Raw genomic sequence first — 15,143 nt, forward strand, 5'->3', positions numbered from 1 at the left:
GGCTACATTGCCGAAACCGAAAGCCTTTAGGTTTACGGGCCCGTCCCTCGCGCTCGAAGGGCTTCCCCATGTCCGTCACCACGCCCGAGGAGAGAACGCCGAACGCCACGGCGACCCTCCGCTCCGGCTCCCTCGGCACGGCCGACATCGCGTTCTTCGTGGTGTCCGCCGCCGCCCCGCTCACCGTCATGGCCGGGGTCGCCCCGCTCGCGATCCTCCTGGGAGGCATCGGCGCCCCCGCCGGCTACCTCATCGCCGGCATCACCCTCGCCGTCTTCGCCGTCGGCTTCACCACCATGAGCCGCCACGTGAAGAGCGGCGGCGCCTTCTACGCCTACATCACCCGCGGCCTGGGCCGCCCCGTCGGCATCGGCGCCGCCCTCCTCGCCCTCATCGGCTACAACGGCATGGAGATCGGCGTCTACGGCCTCCTCGCCTCGGCGGCCAAGGACACCCTGCACGCCCTGTTCGGCGCCGACGTCCCCTGGCTGCCGATCTCCCTGGCCGGCCTCCTCGTCATCGGCTACGGCGGCTTCCGGTCCATCGACTTCGGCGCCAAGGTGCTGGGCGTGCTGCTCGCGGCCGAGACCGGCATCCTGGTCCTGCTGGCGGGCGGGGTGCTGGTGAAGGGCGGCGCCCACGGCCTGTCGGGCGCCTCCTTCGCCCCCGGCCACGTCCTCGTCTCCGGTACGGCCGTGGTGCTGGCCTTCGCCTTCGCCGCCTTCACCGGGTTCGAGTCGACCGTCATCTACCGGCGGGAGGCCCGGGACCCCGAGCGCACGGTGCCGCGCGCGACCTATGTCGCCATCGGCTTCCTCGGGCTCTTCTACGCCTTCGTCGTCTGGATCGTCATCCAGGCCTTCGGGAACGCGGGAGTCGTCGCGGCCGCCGCCAAGGACCCCGGCGGCCTCTTCTTCTCCGCCATCACCACCTACGTGGGCTCCTGGGCGGCCGACCTGATGCACGTCTTCATCGTCACCAGCGTCATCGCCTCACTGCTCGCCTTCCACAACGCCATCAACCGCTACGTGCTCGCGCTGGCCGAGGAGGGCGTCCTGCCGAAGGCGATGGGCCGCGTCCACCCCCGGCACCGCTCGCCGTACGTCGCCGGCATCGCCCAGACGGTTCTCGGCGCGGTCGTGGTCGTGGCCTTCTGGGCGGCCGGCGCCGACCCCTACAGCCAGCTCCTCCTGTGGGTCAACACCCCGGGAATGATCGGCCTGTTCACCCTCCAGCTCCTCGTCGCGATCGCGGTGCCCTGCTACTTCCGCCGGGTCAGCCACCAGGAGGGCACGGTGCGCACGGTCGTCGCTCCGATCGCCGCGGCTCTGCTGCTCGCGACGGCGATAGGGCTCGTCATCACCCACATCGACCTGTTCACGGGCGCGTCCGACAGCGTCAACACCGCGCTGATCGTCATCGCGCCCGCCGTGTTCGTCCTCGGCGTCGCGCTCGCGTGGTGGCTGCGCCGCAGGCGCCCCCAGGTGTACGCCGACTTCGCGGCAGAGCCGGCCGAACAGCCGTAAAGCCTTACCACACAAGGGAGTTCAGTAACTCATGCCCACCCCCGACCTGATCCTCACCGGCGCCAAGGTCCGCACCCTCGACCCCGGACGGCCGTACGCCACCGCCGTCGCCGTGCGCGACGGCGTGATCGCGGCCGTCGGCGAGGAGGCCGACGTGCGGGACTGGCGCGGGTCGGGCACCGAGGTCGTGACCCTGCAAGGGGCGCACCTCGTGCCCGGTCTGGTCGACGCGCACAGCCACCCCGTGTGGGGCCTGGAGATGGCGACCGGTGTCGATCTGTCGGGGGTGCAGGATGTGCAAGGACTCCGGGCGGCCGTCGCGGGGGCGGAGCGGATCGACGGGTGGGTGATCGGGTACGGCCTCGATCACAACGCCTTCGAGGGGCGGGCCGTGGACCGCGCGCTCGTGGAGGACGTACTCCCCACCGGCACCCCCGCCTTCCTCCGCCTCTACGACGGCCACTCGGCCCTGGCGACCGGCCCCGCGCTCGCCGCCGCGGGGGTGCACGGGCCACGGCCCTTCGCCCAGCGCTCGGAGGTGGTCTGCGACGCGACCGGACGCCCCACCGGCCACCTCGTCGAACATGCCGCCATGGCTCTGGTCACGGAGGCCATGCCACGGGAGTCGTATACGACCCGCCGCTCCCGCCTGCTGGAGCTGCTCTCGGCGATGGCCGCGACCGGCCTGACCGGGGCGCACGTGATGGACGCGGGCGACCGTGAGCTGGTCGAGTCCGTGGCGCGGGAGACCGTGCTGCCGGTGCGGCTGCGGTTCGCGCCCTGGTGCATGCCCGGGGTGGACGAGGCCGGGCTGGAGGAGCTGGTCGCGGCGCAGGGCCGAGGGGGACGGCACTGGGAGGTCGCCGGGGTCAAGTTCTTCATGGACGGGACCGTCGAGGGCGGCACGGCCTGGCTGGAGCACGCGGACTGCCACGGCCAGGGGACCGAGGCGTTCTGGCCGGACCCGGAGGCGTACGCGGCTGCCGTACGGCACCTGCACGCGGCCGGGGTCCCCACGGCCACGCACGCCATCGGGGACGCGGCGGTACGGCACGTCCTGGACGTGGTGGCGGGACTGGGCCCGGGCGCCCGGGGACGACACCGGATCGAGCACATCGAGACGGCACCGGACCCGCTGCTGCCGCGGTTCGCGGAACTGGGCGTGGCGGCGTCGATGCAGCCACCGCACACCGGCTACACCCGGGCCGACGGCACGGACGAGTGGTCCCGCCGCCTGGGCACCGAACGCTCCGCCCACGCCTGGCGCCTACGGGACCTGCGGGACGCGGGCGCGACGGTGGCCCTGGGCTCGGACTGGCCGATCGCCCACTACGACGTGAGGGCGGTCCTGGCGACGGCTCGGACTCCGCGGGGCGCGGCGTCGGGGAGGGGCGGCCTGACGGGGCTGGAGGCGCTGGAAGGCTGCACGAGCCATGCGGCGCGGGCGGCGGGGGAGGACGAGAGAGCGGGCCGTATCGCGGTGGGGTACAGGGCTGACCTGACGGCCTTGGGCTTGGACCCGGTGGAAGCCCCGGCGGACGAGGTAGCGGAGTCCCCGGTGACCTTGACGGTTACAGGCGGCCACTTGAGGCGGCGCTTCTAAGGGGCGCGGGGAACTGCGCGACCAGCCACAACTGACCGTCAGCCGCCAGACGACCTATCGCGCCACTTCCAACTGCGGCATTCCCACAGGAGTCCTTGGCAACGCATAAGGCAAAGCCCCATACCAAACCCGAGCCACCCCGAACCCGAACGCCAGGCACAACATGCCCCCCACCGCGTCCAGCCAGAAGTGGTTGGCGGTCGACACGATCACCATCAGCGTCACCGCGGGGTACATCAGCCCCAGCACCCGCACCCACGGCACCTTGGCCAGCGCGAAGATCGTCAGCCCGCACCACAGCGACCACCCGATGTGCATGGACGGCATCGCCGCGTACTGGTTGGACATGTGCTTGAGGTCGCCGGACGCCATCGACCCCCAGGTCTGATGGACCGTGACCGTGTCGACGAAGGTGCTGCCGTTCATGAGCCGCGGCGGCGCCAGCGGATACAGGTAGTAACCGACGAGAGCCACACCCGTGGTCGCGAAGAGCACCAGCCGCGTCGCCGCGTAACGCCCGGGGTGACTGCGGTAGAGCCACACCAGCACACCCAGCGTCACCACGAAGTGCAGTGTCGCGTAGTAGTAGTTCATGCCGACGATCAGCCAAGTCACGGAGTTCACCGCGTGGTTGACGGACTCCTCGACGGCGATGCCGAGATGGTGCTCCATCCGCCAGATCCAGTCGGCGTTGCGCAGCGCCTCGCCGCGCTGCTCCGGAACCGCGTTGCGGATGAGTGAGTACGTCCAGTAACTCACCGCGATCAGAAGGATCTCGAACCAGAGGCGGGGGCGGCGCGGGGTGCGCAGACGGCGCAGGAAACCGGGCCCGCCCGGGGCCGTGACGGGGTCCGGAACGGCCGCCTGCTCACGGTCTTCCAGACTGGTCACGGTCGAGTCACCCATAGGCACAAAGTCTGCCAGAAATGCCTTCCGCCACCGATCATCCCTCGGTCGGGTTGAGCGCGCATGTTCTACAACATACGAACCCCCGTCCCTACTCCCTAGGGACGATTCCGGTCCCCAGGCGCCGAAGCAGTCGAACCGCGCACCACCAGCTCCGGCATGAACACGAACTCACTGTGGGGCGCCGGTGTCCCGCCGATCTCCTCCAGCAACGTGCGTACCGCCGCCTGCCCCATCGCCGGGACCGGCTTGCGGACGGTGGTGAGGGGCGGGTCGGTGAAGGCGATCAGCGGGGAGTCGTCGAAGCCCACCACCGAGACGTCCCGCGGGACTTCGAGGCCGAGCTGCCGGGCCGCCCGTATCGCGCCGAGCGCCATCATGTCGCTCGCGCACACCACCGCCGTACAGTCGCGGCCGATGAGCGCGGTGGCCGCCGCCTGGCCGCCCTCCAGGGTGTACAGCGAGTGCTGGACCAGGTCCGACTCGATGGTCTCCGCGTTCAGGCCCAGCTGGTCCTGCATCGCGCGGACGAAGCCCTCGATCTTGCGCTGGACCGGGACGAACCGTTTCGGGCCGAGGGCGAGACCGATCCGCGTGTGCCCCAGCGAGGCCAGGTGCGTCACCGCCAGGGTCATCGCCGCGCGGTCGTCGGGGGAGATGAAGGGGGCCTGGACCTTCGGGGAGAAGCCGTCCACCAGGACGTAGGGGACGCCCTGGGCGCGCAGGCGCTCGTAACGCTCCATGTCGGCCGTGGTGTCGGCGTGCAGGCCGGAGACGTAGATGATGCCGGCGACCCCGCGGTCGACCAGCATCTCGGTGAGCTCGTCCTCCGTGGAGCCGCCCGGGGTCTGGGTGGCGAGCACCGGGGTGTAGCCCTGCCTGGTCAGCGCCTGGCCGATGACCTGGGCGAGGGCCGGGAATATGGGGTTCTCCAGCTCCGGGGTGATCAGCCCGACCAGCCCCTCGCTGCGCTGTCGCAGCCGCACCGGACGCTCGTAGCCGAGCACGTCCAGCGCGGCCAGCACGGACTGGCGAGTGGTGGCGGCGACGCCCGGCTTCCCGTTGAGGACGCGGCTGACGGTCGCTTCGCTCACCCCCGCCTGAGCAGCGATGTCGGCTAGCCGTGTGGTCACAGGGGTGGACTGTACCGGCCGACCGTCACTTTGCACACCAATCGGGCGCCGGGCACGAGCGGTCGCCCGACTCCGTGCGGGTTGCTGCGTCATCGCGGTCCCTCGTGTTCGCTGGGCGCCAGGTACGGCAAGAGCTTGCAGAGTCTTGCACAAGAGTGCGCCTGCCCGCTCAGCGGCTTCAATACGCGGTTGCGGACGAGTCGAGCGGAGGTCACGGCGGAGTAACTCTCGCGCCTTCTTGCAATTTTTTGCTGCAAGGTCTTTCGGTGCCGCTTACATCGCTGTTACGTTCTCGTCGCCCGGCGGCCGCAACGGCGCAGTCGGCACGGCGGAGACGGCAGACGGGGCCGGCCTCCGCACCACACGGGCTTTCACCCTCAAGGAGAACTCATGCGGCGTGGCATAGCGGCCAGCGCGCTGGTGGCGTCCCTCGCCCTCGCGGCGACGGCCTGCGGGAGCAGCGACAGCGGCAGCGGCAAGTCGGACGGTCCGGTCACCATCACGTGGTGGGACACCTCCAACGCCACCAATGAGGCGCCGACGTACAAGGCCCTGGTCAAGGAGTTCGAGGCCGCCAACAAGGACATCAAGGTCAAGTACGTCAACGTCCCCTTCGACCAGGCGCAGAACAAGTTCGACACCGCCGCCGGCTCCAAGGGCGCCCCGGACGTGCTGCGCTCCGAGGTCGGCTGGACGCCCGCCTTCGCCAAGAAGGGCTACTTCCTGCCGCTGGACGGCACCGAGGCCCTCAAGGACCAGAGCAAGTTCCAGTCGAGCCTGATCACGCAGGCCCAGTACGACGGCAAGACCTACGGCGTCCCGCTGGTCACCGACACCCTCGCCCTCGTCTACAACAAGGCGATCTTCAAGAAGGCCGGCATCACCGAGGCCCCGAAGACCTGGGACGAGCTCAAGGCCGACGCCGCGAAGATCGACGCCAAGGAGAAGGTCTACGGCTACTGGGGCTCCACCCAGGCCTACTACGCGCAGACCTTCCTCTACGGCGAGGGCACCGACACCGTCGACGCCACCGCCAAGAAGATCACCGTGAACTCGCCGGCCGCGAAGAAGGCCTACGGCACCTGGCAGAGCCTCTTCTCCGGGCAGGGCCTGCACAAGGCGGACGTCACCGCCGACGCCTACGCCCACATCCAGGACGCCTTCGTCAACGGCAAGGTCGCCGCGATCATCCAGGGCCCCTGGGAGATCACGAACTTCTACAAGGGCTCGGCCTTCAAGGACAAGTCCAACCTCGGCATCGCCACCGTCCCGGCCGGCTCCACCGGCAAGGCGGGCGCCCCGACCGGCGGCCACAACCTGTCGGTGTACGCCGGTTCGGACTCCGCCCACCAGAAGGCGGCCCTCAAGTTCGTCAACTTCATGACCTCCGCCAAGTCGCAGACGGAGATCGCCCTGAAGAACTCCACGCTCCCCACGCGTGACGACGCCTACACCGCCGAGGTCAAGGCAGACCCGGGCATCGCCGGCTTCCAGACGGTCCTGTCCGCCGCCCAGCCGCGGCCCGCGCTGCCCGAGTACAGCTCCCTGTGGGGCCCGCTGGACACCGAGTTGCCGAAGATCGCCGGCGGCAAGGAGTCCCTGGACAAGGGCCTGAGCAACGCTGAGCTCGCCATCGCCAAGCTGGTGCCGGACTTCAGCAAGTGAGCACCGAGTGACCGCCGGGTCCCCCCTGATCACGGGGGGTGGGGATCCGGCGGTCACCGGCCTGTGCCCAGCCACTTCTCAGTGCCGTAGAACTTCCAGAAGGTGTCGAACATGACAGTCGCCATCGACCGCGCCACCGGCAAACGCCACGGTGACCGCGCGCCGCGGCCCGGGCTGGGCCAACGGCTGAAGCAGAGCTACCAGAAGCACTGGTACGCGTACGCGATGATCGCGCCGGTCGCGATCGTCCTCGGCGTCCTCGTGCTCTACCCGTTGGTGTACGGCCTCTACCTCACCCTCACCGACGCCAACAGCCTCAACACCGCGCGCACGATCGGCGTCAACCACATCGACGCCACCTACAAGTTCATCGGGCTCGACAACTACAAGGACATCCTGTTCGGCCCGACGTCCTACGACCGCTTCTGGTCCCACTTCATCTGGACGATCGTCTGGACGGCCCTCTGCGTCGCCCTCCACTACACGATCGGTCTCGGCCTCGCGCTCCTGCTCAACCAGAAGCTGCGCGGGCGCACCTTCTACCGGCTGATCCTGATCCTGCCGTGGGCCGTGCCGACCTTCGTCACCGTCTTCGGCTGGCGGTTCATGCTCGCCGACGGCGGCATCATCAACATCGCCCTCGACGCGCTCCACCTGCCCCAGCCCGACTGGCTGGAGAGCACCTTCTGGCAGCGGTTCGCCGCCATCATGGTCAACACCTGGTGCGGTGTCCCCTTCATGATGGTCTCGCTCCTCGGCGGCCTCCAGTCCATCGACGCCTCCCTGTACGAGGCCGCCGAGATGGACGGCGCGAGCGCCTGGCAGCGCTTCCGGTACGTCACCCTGCCGGGGCTGCGCTCGGTCAGCTCCACGGTCGTACTGCTCGGCATCATCTGGACCTTCAACCAGTTCGCCGTCATCTTCCTGCTGTTCGGCAACACCGCCCCGGACGCCCAGATCCTCGTCACCTGGGCCTACTACCTGGGCTTCGGACAGCAGCCGCGCGACTTCGCCCAGTCGGCCGCCTACGGCATCCTGCTGCTGGCCATCCTGATCGTCTTCACCTCCTTCTACCGCCGCTGGCTGAACCGCAATGAGCAGCAGCTCGCGATCTGAGGCAGGAGCTCCCATGAGTACGACCACTGTCGAGTCCTCCGCCGCGGCCGGCGAGCGGGACTCCGCGGCCGCCGCCCCGCCGCGCCGGGTGCGCCGCCGCGGCGAGCAGAGCCCCGCCGGGCGGCTCGCCTCCCACGGCATCCTGACCGTCGCGAGCCTGATCGCCTTCTTCCCGGTGGCCTGGCTGATCTACCTCTCGCTCGGCCCGGACAAGGACGACTACCTCCACCCGGGCGGCATCTGGTCCAAGATGTCCTTCTCCAACTACTCGTTCGTGCTCCAGCACACCGAGTTCTTCGACTGGCTGAAGAGCTCGCTGATCGTCTCGCTGGGCACGACCGTCATCGGCGTCCTGATCGCCGCCACCACCGGCTACGCGGTCTCCCGCATGCGCTTCCCGGGCTACCGGAAGTTCATGTGGGTGCTACTGGTCACCCAGATGTTCCCGGTGGCCGTACTCATGGTGCCGATGTACCAGATCCTGTCGGACCTGCAGCTCATCGACAGCTACCTTGGACTCGTCCTCGTCTACTGCTCGACCGCGGTGCCCTACTGCGCCTGGCTGCTGAAGGGCTACTTCGACACGATCCCGTTCGAGATCGACGAGGCGGGACGCGTCGACGGGCTGACCCCCTTCGGCACGTTCGCGCGACTGATCCTGCCGCTCGCCAAGCCGGGCCTGGCGGTCGCGGCCTTCTACAGCTTCCTCACGGCCTTCGGCGAGGTCGCCTTCGCGTCGACGTTCATGCTGTCCGACACGAAGTACACCTTCGCGGTGGGCCTGCAGACCTTCGTCAGCGAACACGACGCCCAGCGCAACCTGATGGCGGCGACGGCGGTGCTGATCGCGATACCGGTGTCGGCGTTCTTCTACCTGGTGCAGAAGAACTTGGTGACCGGCCTGACGGCAGGCGGAACGAAGGGCTGAAAACGCCGGTTTCGGCAGCGCCCCTTCAGGGGCGCGGGGAACTGCGCGACCAGCCCCCACGGCGCCGCACCCAAAACCCGAGACGGCCGCGATGTCCATCCGACCCCGCCGACACCGCGGCCGTCTCGCCACACACACCTGACCCAATGACTCCGCTGAGCCCCAAGGACGCCATGAGCCAGCAGCACACCGCCATCGCCCAGGCCCCCACCCCCACCCCCGCCAAAGCCAAGCGCAGCGACTGGTGGCGGGACGCGGTGATCTACCAGGTCTATCCGCGCAGCTTCGCCGACGGCAACGGCGACGGCATGGGCGACCTGGAAGGCGTACGTTCCCGACTCCCGTACCTGCGCGACCTCGGCGTGGACGCCGTGTGGCTCAGCCCCTTCTACGCCTCCCCGCAGGCCGACGCCGGCTACGACGTCGCCGACTACCGCGCCGTGGACGCCATGTTCGGCAACCTGCTCGACGCCGACGCGCTGATCCGGGACGCCCACGAGCTGGGTCTGAGGATCATCGTCGACCTCGTGCCCAATCACTCCTCCGACCAGCACGAGTGGTTCAAGCGCGCGCTGCGCGAAGGCCCCGGCTCCCCCCTCCGGGACCGCTACCACTTCCGCCCCGGCAAGGGCGAGAACGGCGAACTCCCGCCCAACGACTGGGAGTCGATCTTCGGCGGCCCGGCGTGGACACGTGTCGCCGACGGCGAGTGGTACCTGCACCTCTTCGCCCCCGAGCAGCCCGACTTCAACTGGGAACACCCGGCCGTCGGCGACGAGTTCCGCTCGATCCTGCGCTTCTGGCTCGACATGGGCGTCGACGGCTTCCGTATCGACGTGGCGCACGGGCTGGTCAAGGCGGCCGGTCTGCCCGACCTCGGCTCGCACGACCAACTCAAGCTGCTGGGCAACGATGTCATGCCGTTCTTCGACCAGGACGGCGTCCACGAGATCTACCGCCAGTGGCGCACGATCCTCGACGAGTACAGCGGCGAGCGCATCTTCGTCGCCGAGGCGTGGACCCCGACCGTCGAGCGCACCGCCAACTACGTCCGCCCGGACGAGCTGCACCAGGCCTTCAACTTCCAGTACCTGTCGACCGATTGGGACGCCGACGAGCTGCGCAAGGTCGTCGACCGCACCCTGGAGGCCATGCGCCCGGTCGGCGCCCCCGCCACCTGGGTCCTGTCCAACCACGACGTCACCCGCCACACCACCCGCTTCGCCAACCCGCCCGGCCTCGGCACCCAGATCCGCCTGGCCGGCGACCGCGAACTCGGCCTGCGCAGGGCCAGGGCGGCGACGCTGCTGATGCTCGCGCTGCCCGGATCCGCGTACGTCTACCAGGGCGAGGAACTCGGCCTCCCGGACGTCGTCGACCTGCCGGACGAGGTGCGCCAGGACCCGGCGTACTTCCGCGGCGCGGGCCAGGACGGCTTCCGCGACGGCTGCCGGGTGCCGATCCCGTGGACGCGCGAGGGATCGTCGTACGGCTTCGGCGACGGCGGGAGCTGGCTGCCGCAGCCGGACGGCTGGGGCGAGTTGAGCGTGGAGGCGCAGACCGGCGTCCCCGGCTCGACCCTGGAGCTGTACCGGGCCGCCCTCGCCGTCCGCCGTGCGCAGCCCGACCTCGGCGCGGGCGACTCCGTCGAGTGGCTGCGCGCCCCCGAGGGCGTCCTCGCCTTCCGGCGCGGGGAGTTCGTGTGCGTGGCGAACACCGGCGGCGAGTCCGTGACGACCCCGGCGTACGGCCGTGTCCTGCTCGCCAGCGGCGAGGTCACCGAGGCGGACGGCGAGACGAAGGTACCGGCGGACACGACGGTGTGGTTCACCACCCGCCCCTGAAAGACCCGCCTCTGAAAGTTCTTGCATCAACTTCACACGGCCCGCTGCCTTTTCAGGCAGCGGGCCTTTAACATCTCCGTCACCGCAAGTTTGCAGAAAGCTTGCTGCAAGAGCCTTCAACGGTGAAGGAGCCCCCACATGGCCCGCAGAACCCTGGCCGCGACCGCCGCCCTCACGGCCGCCACCCTTGTCATGAACCCGACCCTGGCGCATGCCTCCCCGCCCGGCACCAAGGACGTCACCGCCGTCCTCTTCGAGTGGAACTTCGCCTCCGTCGCCAAGGAGTGCACCAACACCCTCGGCCCCGCCGGATACGGCTACGTCCAGGTCAGCCCGCCCGCCGAGCACATACAGGGCTCGCAGTGGTGGACCTCGTATCAGCCGGTGAGCTACAAGATCGCCGGCCGGCTCGGTGACGCGACCGCCTTCCAGAGCATGATCAACACCTGTCACGCGGCGGGAGTGAAGGTCGTCGTCGACACCGTCATCAACCACATGTCGGCCGGCAGCGGCACCGGCACCGGCGGCTCTTCGTACACGAAGTACAACTACCCGGGCCTGTACTCGTCGTACGACATGGACGACTGCACCTCCACGGTCAGCGACTACACCAACCGCGCCAATGTCCAGAACTGCGAACTCGTCGGCCTCGCCGACCTGGACACCGGCGAGGAGTACGTCCGCGCCACCATCGCCGGCTACATGAACTCCCTGCTCGGCTACGGCGTCGACGGCTTCCGCATCGACGCGGCCAAGCACATCCCGGCCACCGACCTCGCCAACATCAAGTCCCGGCTGAGCAACCCGTCGGTGTACTGGAAGCAGGAGGTCATCTACGGCAGCGGAGAGGCCGTCCAGCCCACCGAGTACACGGGCAACGGCGATGTGCAGGAGTTCCGTTACGCCTACGACCTCAAGCGCGTCTTCAACAACGAGAACCTCGCCTACCTGAAGAACTACGGCGAGGGCTGGGGCTACATGAGCAGCTCGGTGGCAGGCGTCTTCGTCGACAACCACGACACCGAGCGCAACGGCAGCACGTTGAACTACAAGGACGGGGCGAACTACACCCTCGCCAACGTCTTCATGCTCGCCTACCCGTACGGCGCCCCGGACATCAACTCCGGCTACGAATGGTCCGACACGGACGCCGGCCCGCCCAACAACGGCTCCGTGACCGCCTGTTGGCAGGACGGCTGGAAGTGCCAGCACGCCTGGCCGGAGATCATTCGCATGGTCGCCTTCCGCAACGCCGTGCGCGGCGAGTCGGTGACCAACTGGTGGGACAACGGCGGCGACGCGATCGGCTTCGGGCGCGGCAGCAAGGGCTATGTCGCCATCAACCACGAGTCGGGCTCGCTGACCCGGACGTACCAGACCTCGCTGCCCGCGGGGACGTACTGCAACGTGCAGAACAACACGAGCGTGACGGTGAACTCCAGTGGCCAGTTCACGGCGACGCTCGGCTCCAACACCGCTCTCGCCATCTACACCGGCAAGTCGAGCTGCTGAACGACCAGCGGGGCGCGTGGGATTGACGCTCGTCGAGTGTCGTCCTACGTTCCCTGCTGTCTTGTCGTATGGGAGCGCTCCCATCCATGGCGCTCCCGCCGAAGGGAGCATCATGCAGCGCAGAGTCAGGAAGTGGGCGCTCACCGCCTCGGCCGCCCTGCTCACGGCCACCGGCGCCACCGCGGCGGCCCTGCCCTCGGCCGAGGCCACCCCGGCCACCGTCGACGGCGCCACCGTGTACCAGCCCATCGACGGCTTCGGAATCTCCGAGCACTTCGGACGGGCCGCCATCATGAACGGCTCGCAGGGCTTATCGGCCCAGCACCAGCGCGAGATCCTCGACCTCCTCTTCAACCGCACGACCGGCGCCGGCCTCAGCATCCTGCGCCTCGGCATCGACTCCGGCATCCAGCCGACGGATCCCGGCGGCCCGAACGCGACCCCGAAGTACACCTGGGACGGCTACGACAAGGGCCAGGTCTGGCTCGCCCAGCAGGCCAAGGCGTACGGGGTCAACCGCTTCTACGCCGACGCCTGGACCGCCCCCGGCTACATGAAGACCAACGGCACGGACGCCAACGGCGGCACCCTGTGCGGCCTGGCGGGCGCGAGCTGCGCGAGCGGCGACTGGCGCAGGGCGTACGCCGACTTCCTCGTCCAGTACGCGAAGTTCTACGGCCAGGAGGGCATCGGCGTCACCGACCTCGGCTTCACCAACGAACCCGACTGGACGGCCACGTACGACTCGATGCGGCTCACCCCGGCACAGGCGGCGGAGTTCACGAAGGTGCTCGGCCCGGTGGCGGCCGCGAACGGCTACAAGCTCGCCTGCTGCGACTCCTTCGGCTGGACCCAGCAGAAGGCCTACACCAGCGCGATCGAGGCCGACCCGGTCGCCCGCGGCTATGTCACCACCCACACCGGCCACAACTACGCCAGCGCGGTCGACAGCCCCTTGCCAACCTCGAAGCGCACCTGGATGTCCGAGTGGTCGCCCAACGGCACCACCTGGAACGAGAACTGGGACGACGGCAGCGGCTACGACGGCTTCACCGTCGCCACCGCCGTCAACGACGCCCTGACGAAGGGGAACGTCAGCGGATACGTCTACTGGTACGGCGCCTCCACGGGCGCGACCCGCGGCCTGATCCAGATGGACGGCGACAACTACCACGTATCGAAACGCCTTTGGGCGCTGGCGAACTACAGCCGCTTCATCCGCCCGGGCGCCGTTCGCATCGGGGCGACCACCGGTGACGCGAACCTCAGGCTCTCCGCCTTCCGCAACCCCGACGGCACGGTGGCGGTCGTCGCGCTCAACGCGTCCACGACCGCCACGCCCGTCTCCTTCAGCCTGCGCAACACCGGCATCACCACCGGGACGGCGACCCCGTACCTCACCGACGGCACGCACGGCACGGCCCGGCAGCCGGCCGCCGCGGTGAGCTCGGGGACGCTGAACACCACGGTCCCGGCACGCTCCCTGGTGACGTACACGATCAGGAAGCAGTAGCCGCCCCGTCGTAGACGTTGTCCGGCGTGACGACCTCCGTGATCGCGCGGGCCAGGATGCTGGACGGCTCCTGGCCCTGGCTGCTGATGTCCGTGTTGATCATGATGACCAGGGTGGCCCGCCGGGAGGGCAGGTAGACGGTGACGGTCTCGTAGCCGGGGATGGAGCCGTTGTGGCCGATCCAGCCGCCGGTCTCGAAGATGCCGAGGCCGTAGCCGGTGCCGGGGATGCCGGTCGGGAGCGTCTTGAGCCGCTCGGCCTGGGCCTCGGGGCTGAGCAGCTTCCCGGTGGCGACGATCTCCGCCCAGCGGCGCAGGTCGTGCAGGTCGGAGATCATCCCGCCGGCCGCCCAGGCCCAACTGGGGTTCCAGTCGGTGGAGTCGGCGACCTCGCCGCTGAGCGTCTGGTCGGTGTATCCGCGGGGATGCGGCTCGGGGAACTCGGGCCCGTGCGGCAGCAGCGTGTGCCGCAGCCGCGCCGGCCCGAGCACCCGCTCGTCGAGGAAGTCACCGAGCCGCTGCCCACTGACCTTCTCGACGACGAGCCCGAGCAGCACGAGATTGGTGTTGGAGTACTGGAACCGCGTGCCCGGCGCGAAGGCGTTGTCGTGCTTGAAGCCGTACGCCAGTGCTTCCCGCGGCGTGAAGTAGCGCTGCGGGTCGCTCAGCAGGTCGTGCACGAAGTCCGGGTCGGCGGTGTACGGGAACAGGCCGCTGCGCATCTCGGCGAGGTGCCGCAGGGTGATGTGACGGCCGTTCGGCACGCCACGGACGTACCAGGAGATCGGGTCGTCCAGCCCGATGAGGTGCTCGTCGACGAGTTCGAGCAGCGCGGTGACGGTGAAGGTCTTGGTCTCACTCCCGATCCGCAGGAAGACATCGGGGCTCATCGCCCGCCCGCTGACCTTGTCGGCGACACCGCTCGCGCGGACGTAGCAGCCCTTGCCGGGCATCCACAACCCGACGACGGCACCGGGGATGCCGGCCTGCCGACGGACATCCGCGATGGTCCGGTCCAGCCGGGAGGTCGTCTCATGCCCGAGACCCCCCGGCCGACAATCGCCGTGCGGACGCCGCTCCCCGCTCACGGCCTGCCCGGCCGTGGCGGGAGCGGCTGCCATCGGAACCAGCAGCGACGCCACGAACAGCGTCGCGCTGATGAGTCGGCGGTGGGGGATGCGTCGCATGGTGGGGTGCCTCTTTCGGTCACGGGGTCGGACCGCAAGACCACCATCAGGGACACGCCCCGACGCCTTCTTCCGACAGTCGTACCGACGAGTTCACTCGTTCAGCCACCGGAAATCATTCACAGGGCTCCGGCCCTCAGGCCGGGTGAGCGAATCCTGTGACCGCGACGCGGAGGGTTGCGGTGTCGTTCCGGCGGAGCCGGGCCCCCTC

11 protein-coding genes are annotated in these 15,143 nt (G+C 69.3%); 8 read left to right on the top strand and 3 right to left on the bottom strand.

Annotated elements, in window-relative coordinates; translation table 11 throughout:
* Positions 1–68: 68 nt before the first annotated feature.
* Positions 69–1,526, top strand: coding sequence for an APC family permease (locus MQP27_RS03575; RefSeq protein ID WP_242760755.1), 1,458 nt, complete (start codon positions 69–71; stop codon positions 1,524–1,526).
* Between the two features lie 31 nt (positions 1,527–1,557).
* A complete protein-coding gene (locus tag MQP27_RS03580; protein WP_242760756.1) occupies positions 1,558–3,129 on the top strand; it encodes an amidohydrolase in 1,572 nt (523 codons plus the stop codon).
* 54 nt (positions 3,130–3,183) lie between these two features.
* Here MQP27_RS03580 and MQP27_RS03585 read toward each other — a convergent pair whose 3' ends face one another.
* Both MQP27_RS03585 and MQP27_RS03590 read right to left on the bottom strand, forming a co-directional pair.
* A complete protein-coding gene (locus MQP27_RS03585) occupies positions 3,184–4,035 on the bottom strand; it encodes a phosphatase PAP2 family protein (RefSeq protein WP_242760757.1) in 852 nt (283 codons plus the stop codon).
* A 98-nt stretch (positions 4,036–4,133) separates the two neighbouring features.
* Positions 4,134–5,168 carry a LacI family DNA-binding transcriptional regulator gene (locus tag MQP27_RS03590; RefSeq protein WP_308289907.1) on the bottom strand — a complete coding sequence of 345 codons (1,035 nt, stop codon included), beginning with the start codon at positions 5,166–5,168 and terminating at the stop codon, positions 4,134–4,136.
* Between the two features lie 390 nt (positions 5,169–5,558).
* On the opposite strand from MQP27_RS03590, the gene MQP27_RS03595 reads away from it, so the two are divergent.
* The 6 genes from MQP27_RS03595 (at position 5,559) to MQP27_RS03620 (ending at position 13,746) form a co-directional block, all read left to right on the top strand.
* Positions 5,559–6,833 carry an extracellular solute-binding protein gene (locus tag MQP27_RS03595; protein WP_242760759.1) on the top strand — a complete coding sequence of 425 codons (1,275 nt, stop codon included), beginning with the start codon at positions 5,559–5,561 and terminating at the stop codon, positions 6,831–6,833.
* A 111-nt stretch (positions 6,834–6,944) separates the two neighbouring features.
* A complete protein-coding gene (locus MQP27_RS03600; protein ID WP_242760760.1) occupies positions 6,945–7,949 on the top strand; it encodes a carbohydrate ABC transporter permease in 1,005 nt (334 codons plus the stop codon).
* Between the two features lie 13 nt (positions 7,950–7,962).
* A complete protein-coding gene (locus MQP27_RS03605; protein ID WP_242760761.1) occupies positions 7,963–8,877 on the top strand; it encodes a sugar ABC transporter permease in 915 nt (304 codons plus the stop codon).
* 173 nt (positions 8,878–9,050) lie between these two features.
* The gene (locus tag MQP27_RS03610) at positions 9,051–10,721 is read left to right on the top strand and encodes a glycoside hydrolase family 13 protein (protein ID WP_242761391.1); all 1,671 of its coding nucleotides are present in this window, start codon (positions 9,051–9,053) and stop codon (positions 10,719–10,721) included.
* A 138-nt stretch (positions 10,722–10,859) separates the two neighbouring features.
* Positions 10,860–12,233: an alpha-amylase gene (locus MQP27_RS03615; RefSeq protein WP_242760762.1), complete on the top strand. Its 1,374-nt coding sequence runs from the start codon at positions 10,860–10,862 to the stop codon at positions 12,231–12,233.
* 112 nt (positions 12,234–12,345) lie between these two features.
* Positions 12,346–13,746, top strand: a complete 1,401-nt coding sequence (locus tag MQP27_RS03620; protein WP_242760763.1) for a glycoside hydrolase family 30 protein — start codon at positions 12,346–12,348, stop codon at positions 13,744–13,746.
* Here MQP27_RS03620 and MQP27_RS03625 read toward each other — a convergent pair.
* Positions 13,733–14,932, bottom strand: coding sequence for a serine hydrolase domain-containing protein (locus tag MQP27_RS03625; protein WP_242760764.1), 1,200 nt, complete (start codon positions 14,930–14,932; stop codon positions 13,733–13,735). The two genes, MQP27_RS03620 and MQP27_RS03625, sit on opposite strands and share 14 nt — an antisense overlap.
* Positions 14,933–15,143 lie beyond the last annotated feature (211 nt).

The sequence above is a fragment of the Streptomyces cylindrosporus genome (genome assembly GCF_022698165.1).
In the GTDB taxonomy this organism is placed as follows: domain Bacteria; phylum Actinomycetota; class Actinomycetes; order Streptomycetales; family Streptomycetaceae; genus Streptomyces; species Streptomyces cylindrosporus.

Bases quoted from the DNA above. Each gene is read 5' to 3' on its own strand.
- MQP27_RS03575 (WP_242760755.1), top strand. From the start codon at position 69: ATGTCCGTCACCACGCCCGAGGAGAGAACGCCGAACGCCACGGCGACC.
- MQP27_RS03580 (WP_242760756.1), top strand. From the start codon at position 1,558: ATGCCCACCCCCGACCTGATCCTCACCGGCGCCAAGGTCCGCACCCTC.
- MQP27_RS03585 (WP_242760757.1), bottom strand. From the start codon at position 4,035: ATGGGTGACTCGACCGTGACCAGTCTGGAAGACCGTGAGCAGGCGGCC.
- MQP27_RS03595 (WP_242760759.1), top strand. From the start codon at position 5,559: ATGCGGCGTGGCATAGCGGCCAGCGCGCTGGTGGCGTCCCTCGCCCTC.
- MQP27_RS03600 (WP_242760760.1), top strand. From the start codon at position 6,945: ATGACAGTCGCCATCGACCGCGCCACCGGCAAACGCCACGGTGACCGC.
- MQP27_RS03605 (WP_242760761.1), top strand. From the start codon at position 7,963: ATGAGTACGACCACTGTCGAGTCCTCCGCCGCGGCCGGCGAGCGGGAC.
- MQP27_RS03610 (WP_242761391.1), top strand. From the start codon at position 9,051: ATGAGCCAGCAGCACACCGCCATCGCCCAGGCCCCCACCCCCACCCCC.
- MQP27_RS03615 (WP_242760762.1), top strand. From the start codon at position 10,860: ATGGCCCGCAGAACCCTGGCCGCGACCGCCGCCCTCACGGCCGCCACC.
- MQP27_RS03620 (WP_242760763.1), top strand. From the start codon at position 12,346: ATGCAGCGCAGAGTCAGGAAGTGGGCGCTCACCGCCTCGGCCGCCCTG.
- MQP27_RS03625 (WP_242760764.1), bottom strand. From the start codon at position 14,932: ATGCGACGCATCCCCCACCGCCGACTCATCAGCGCGACGCTGTTCGTG.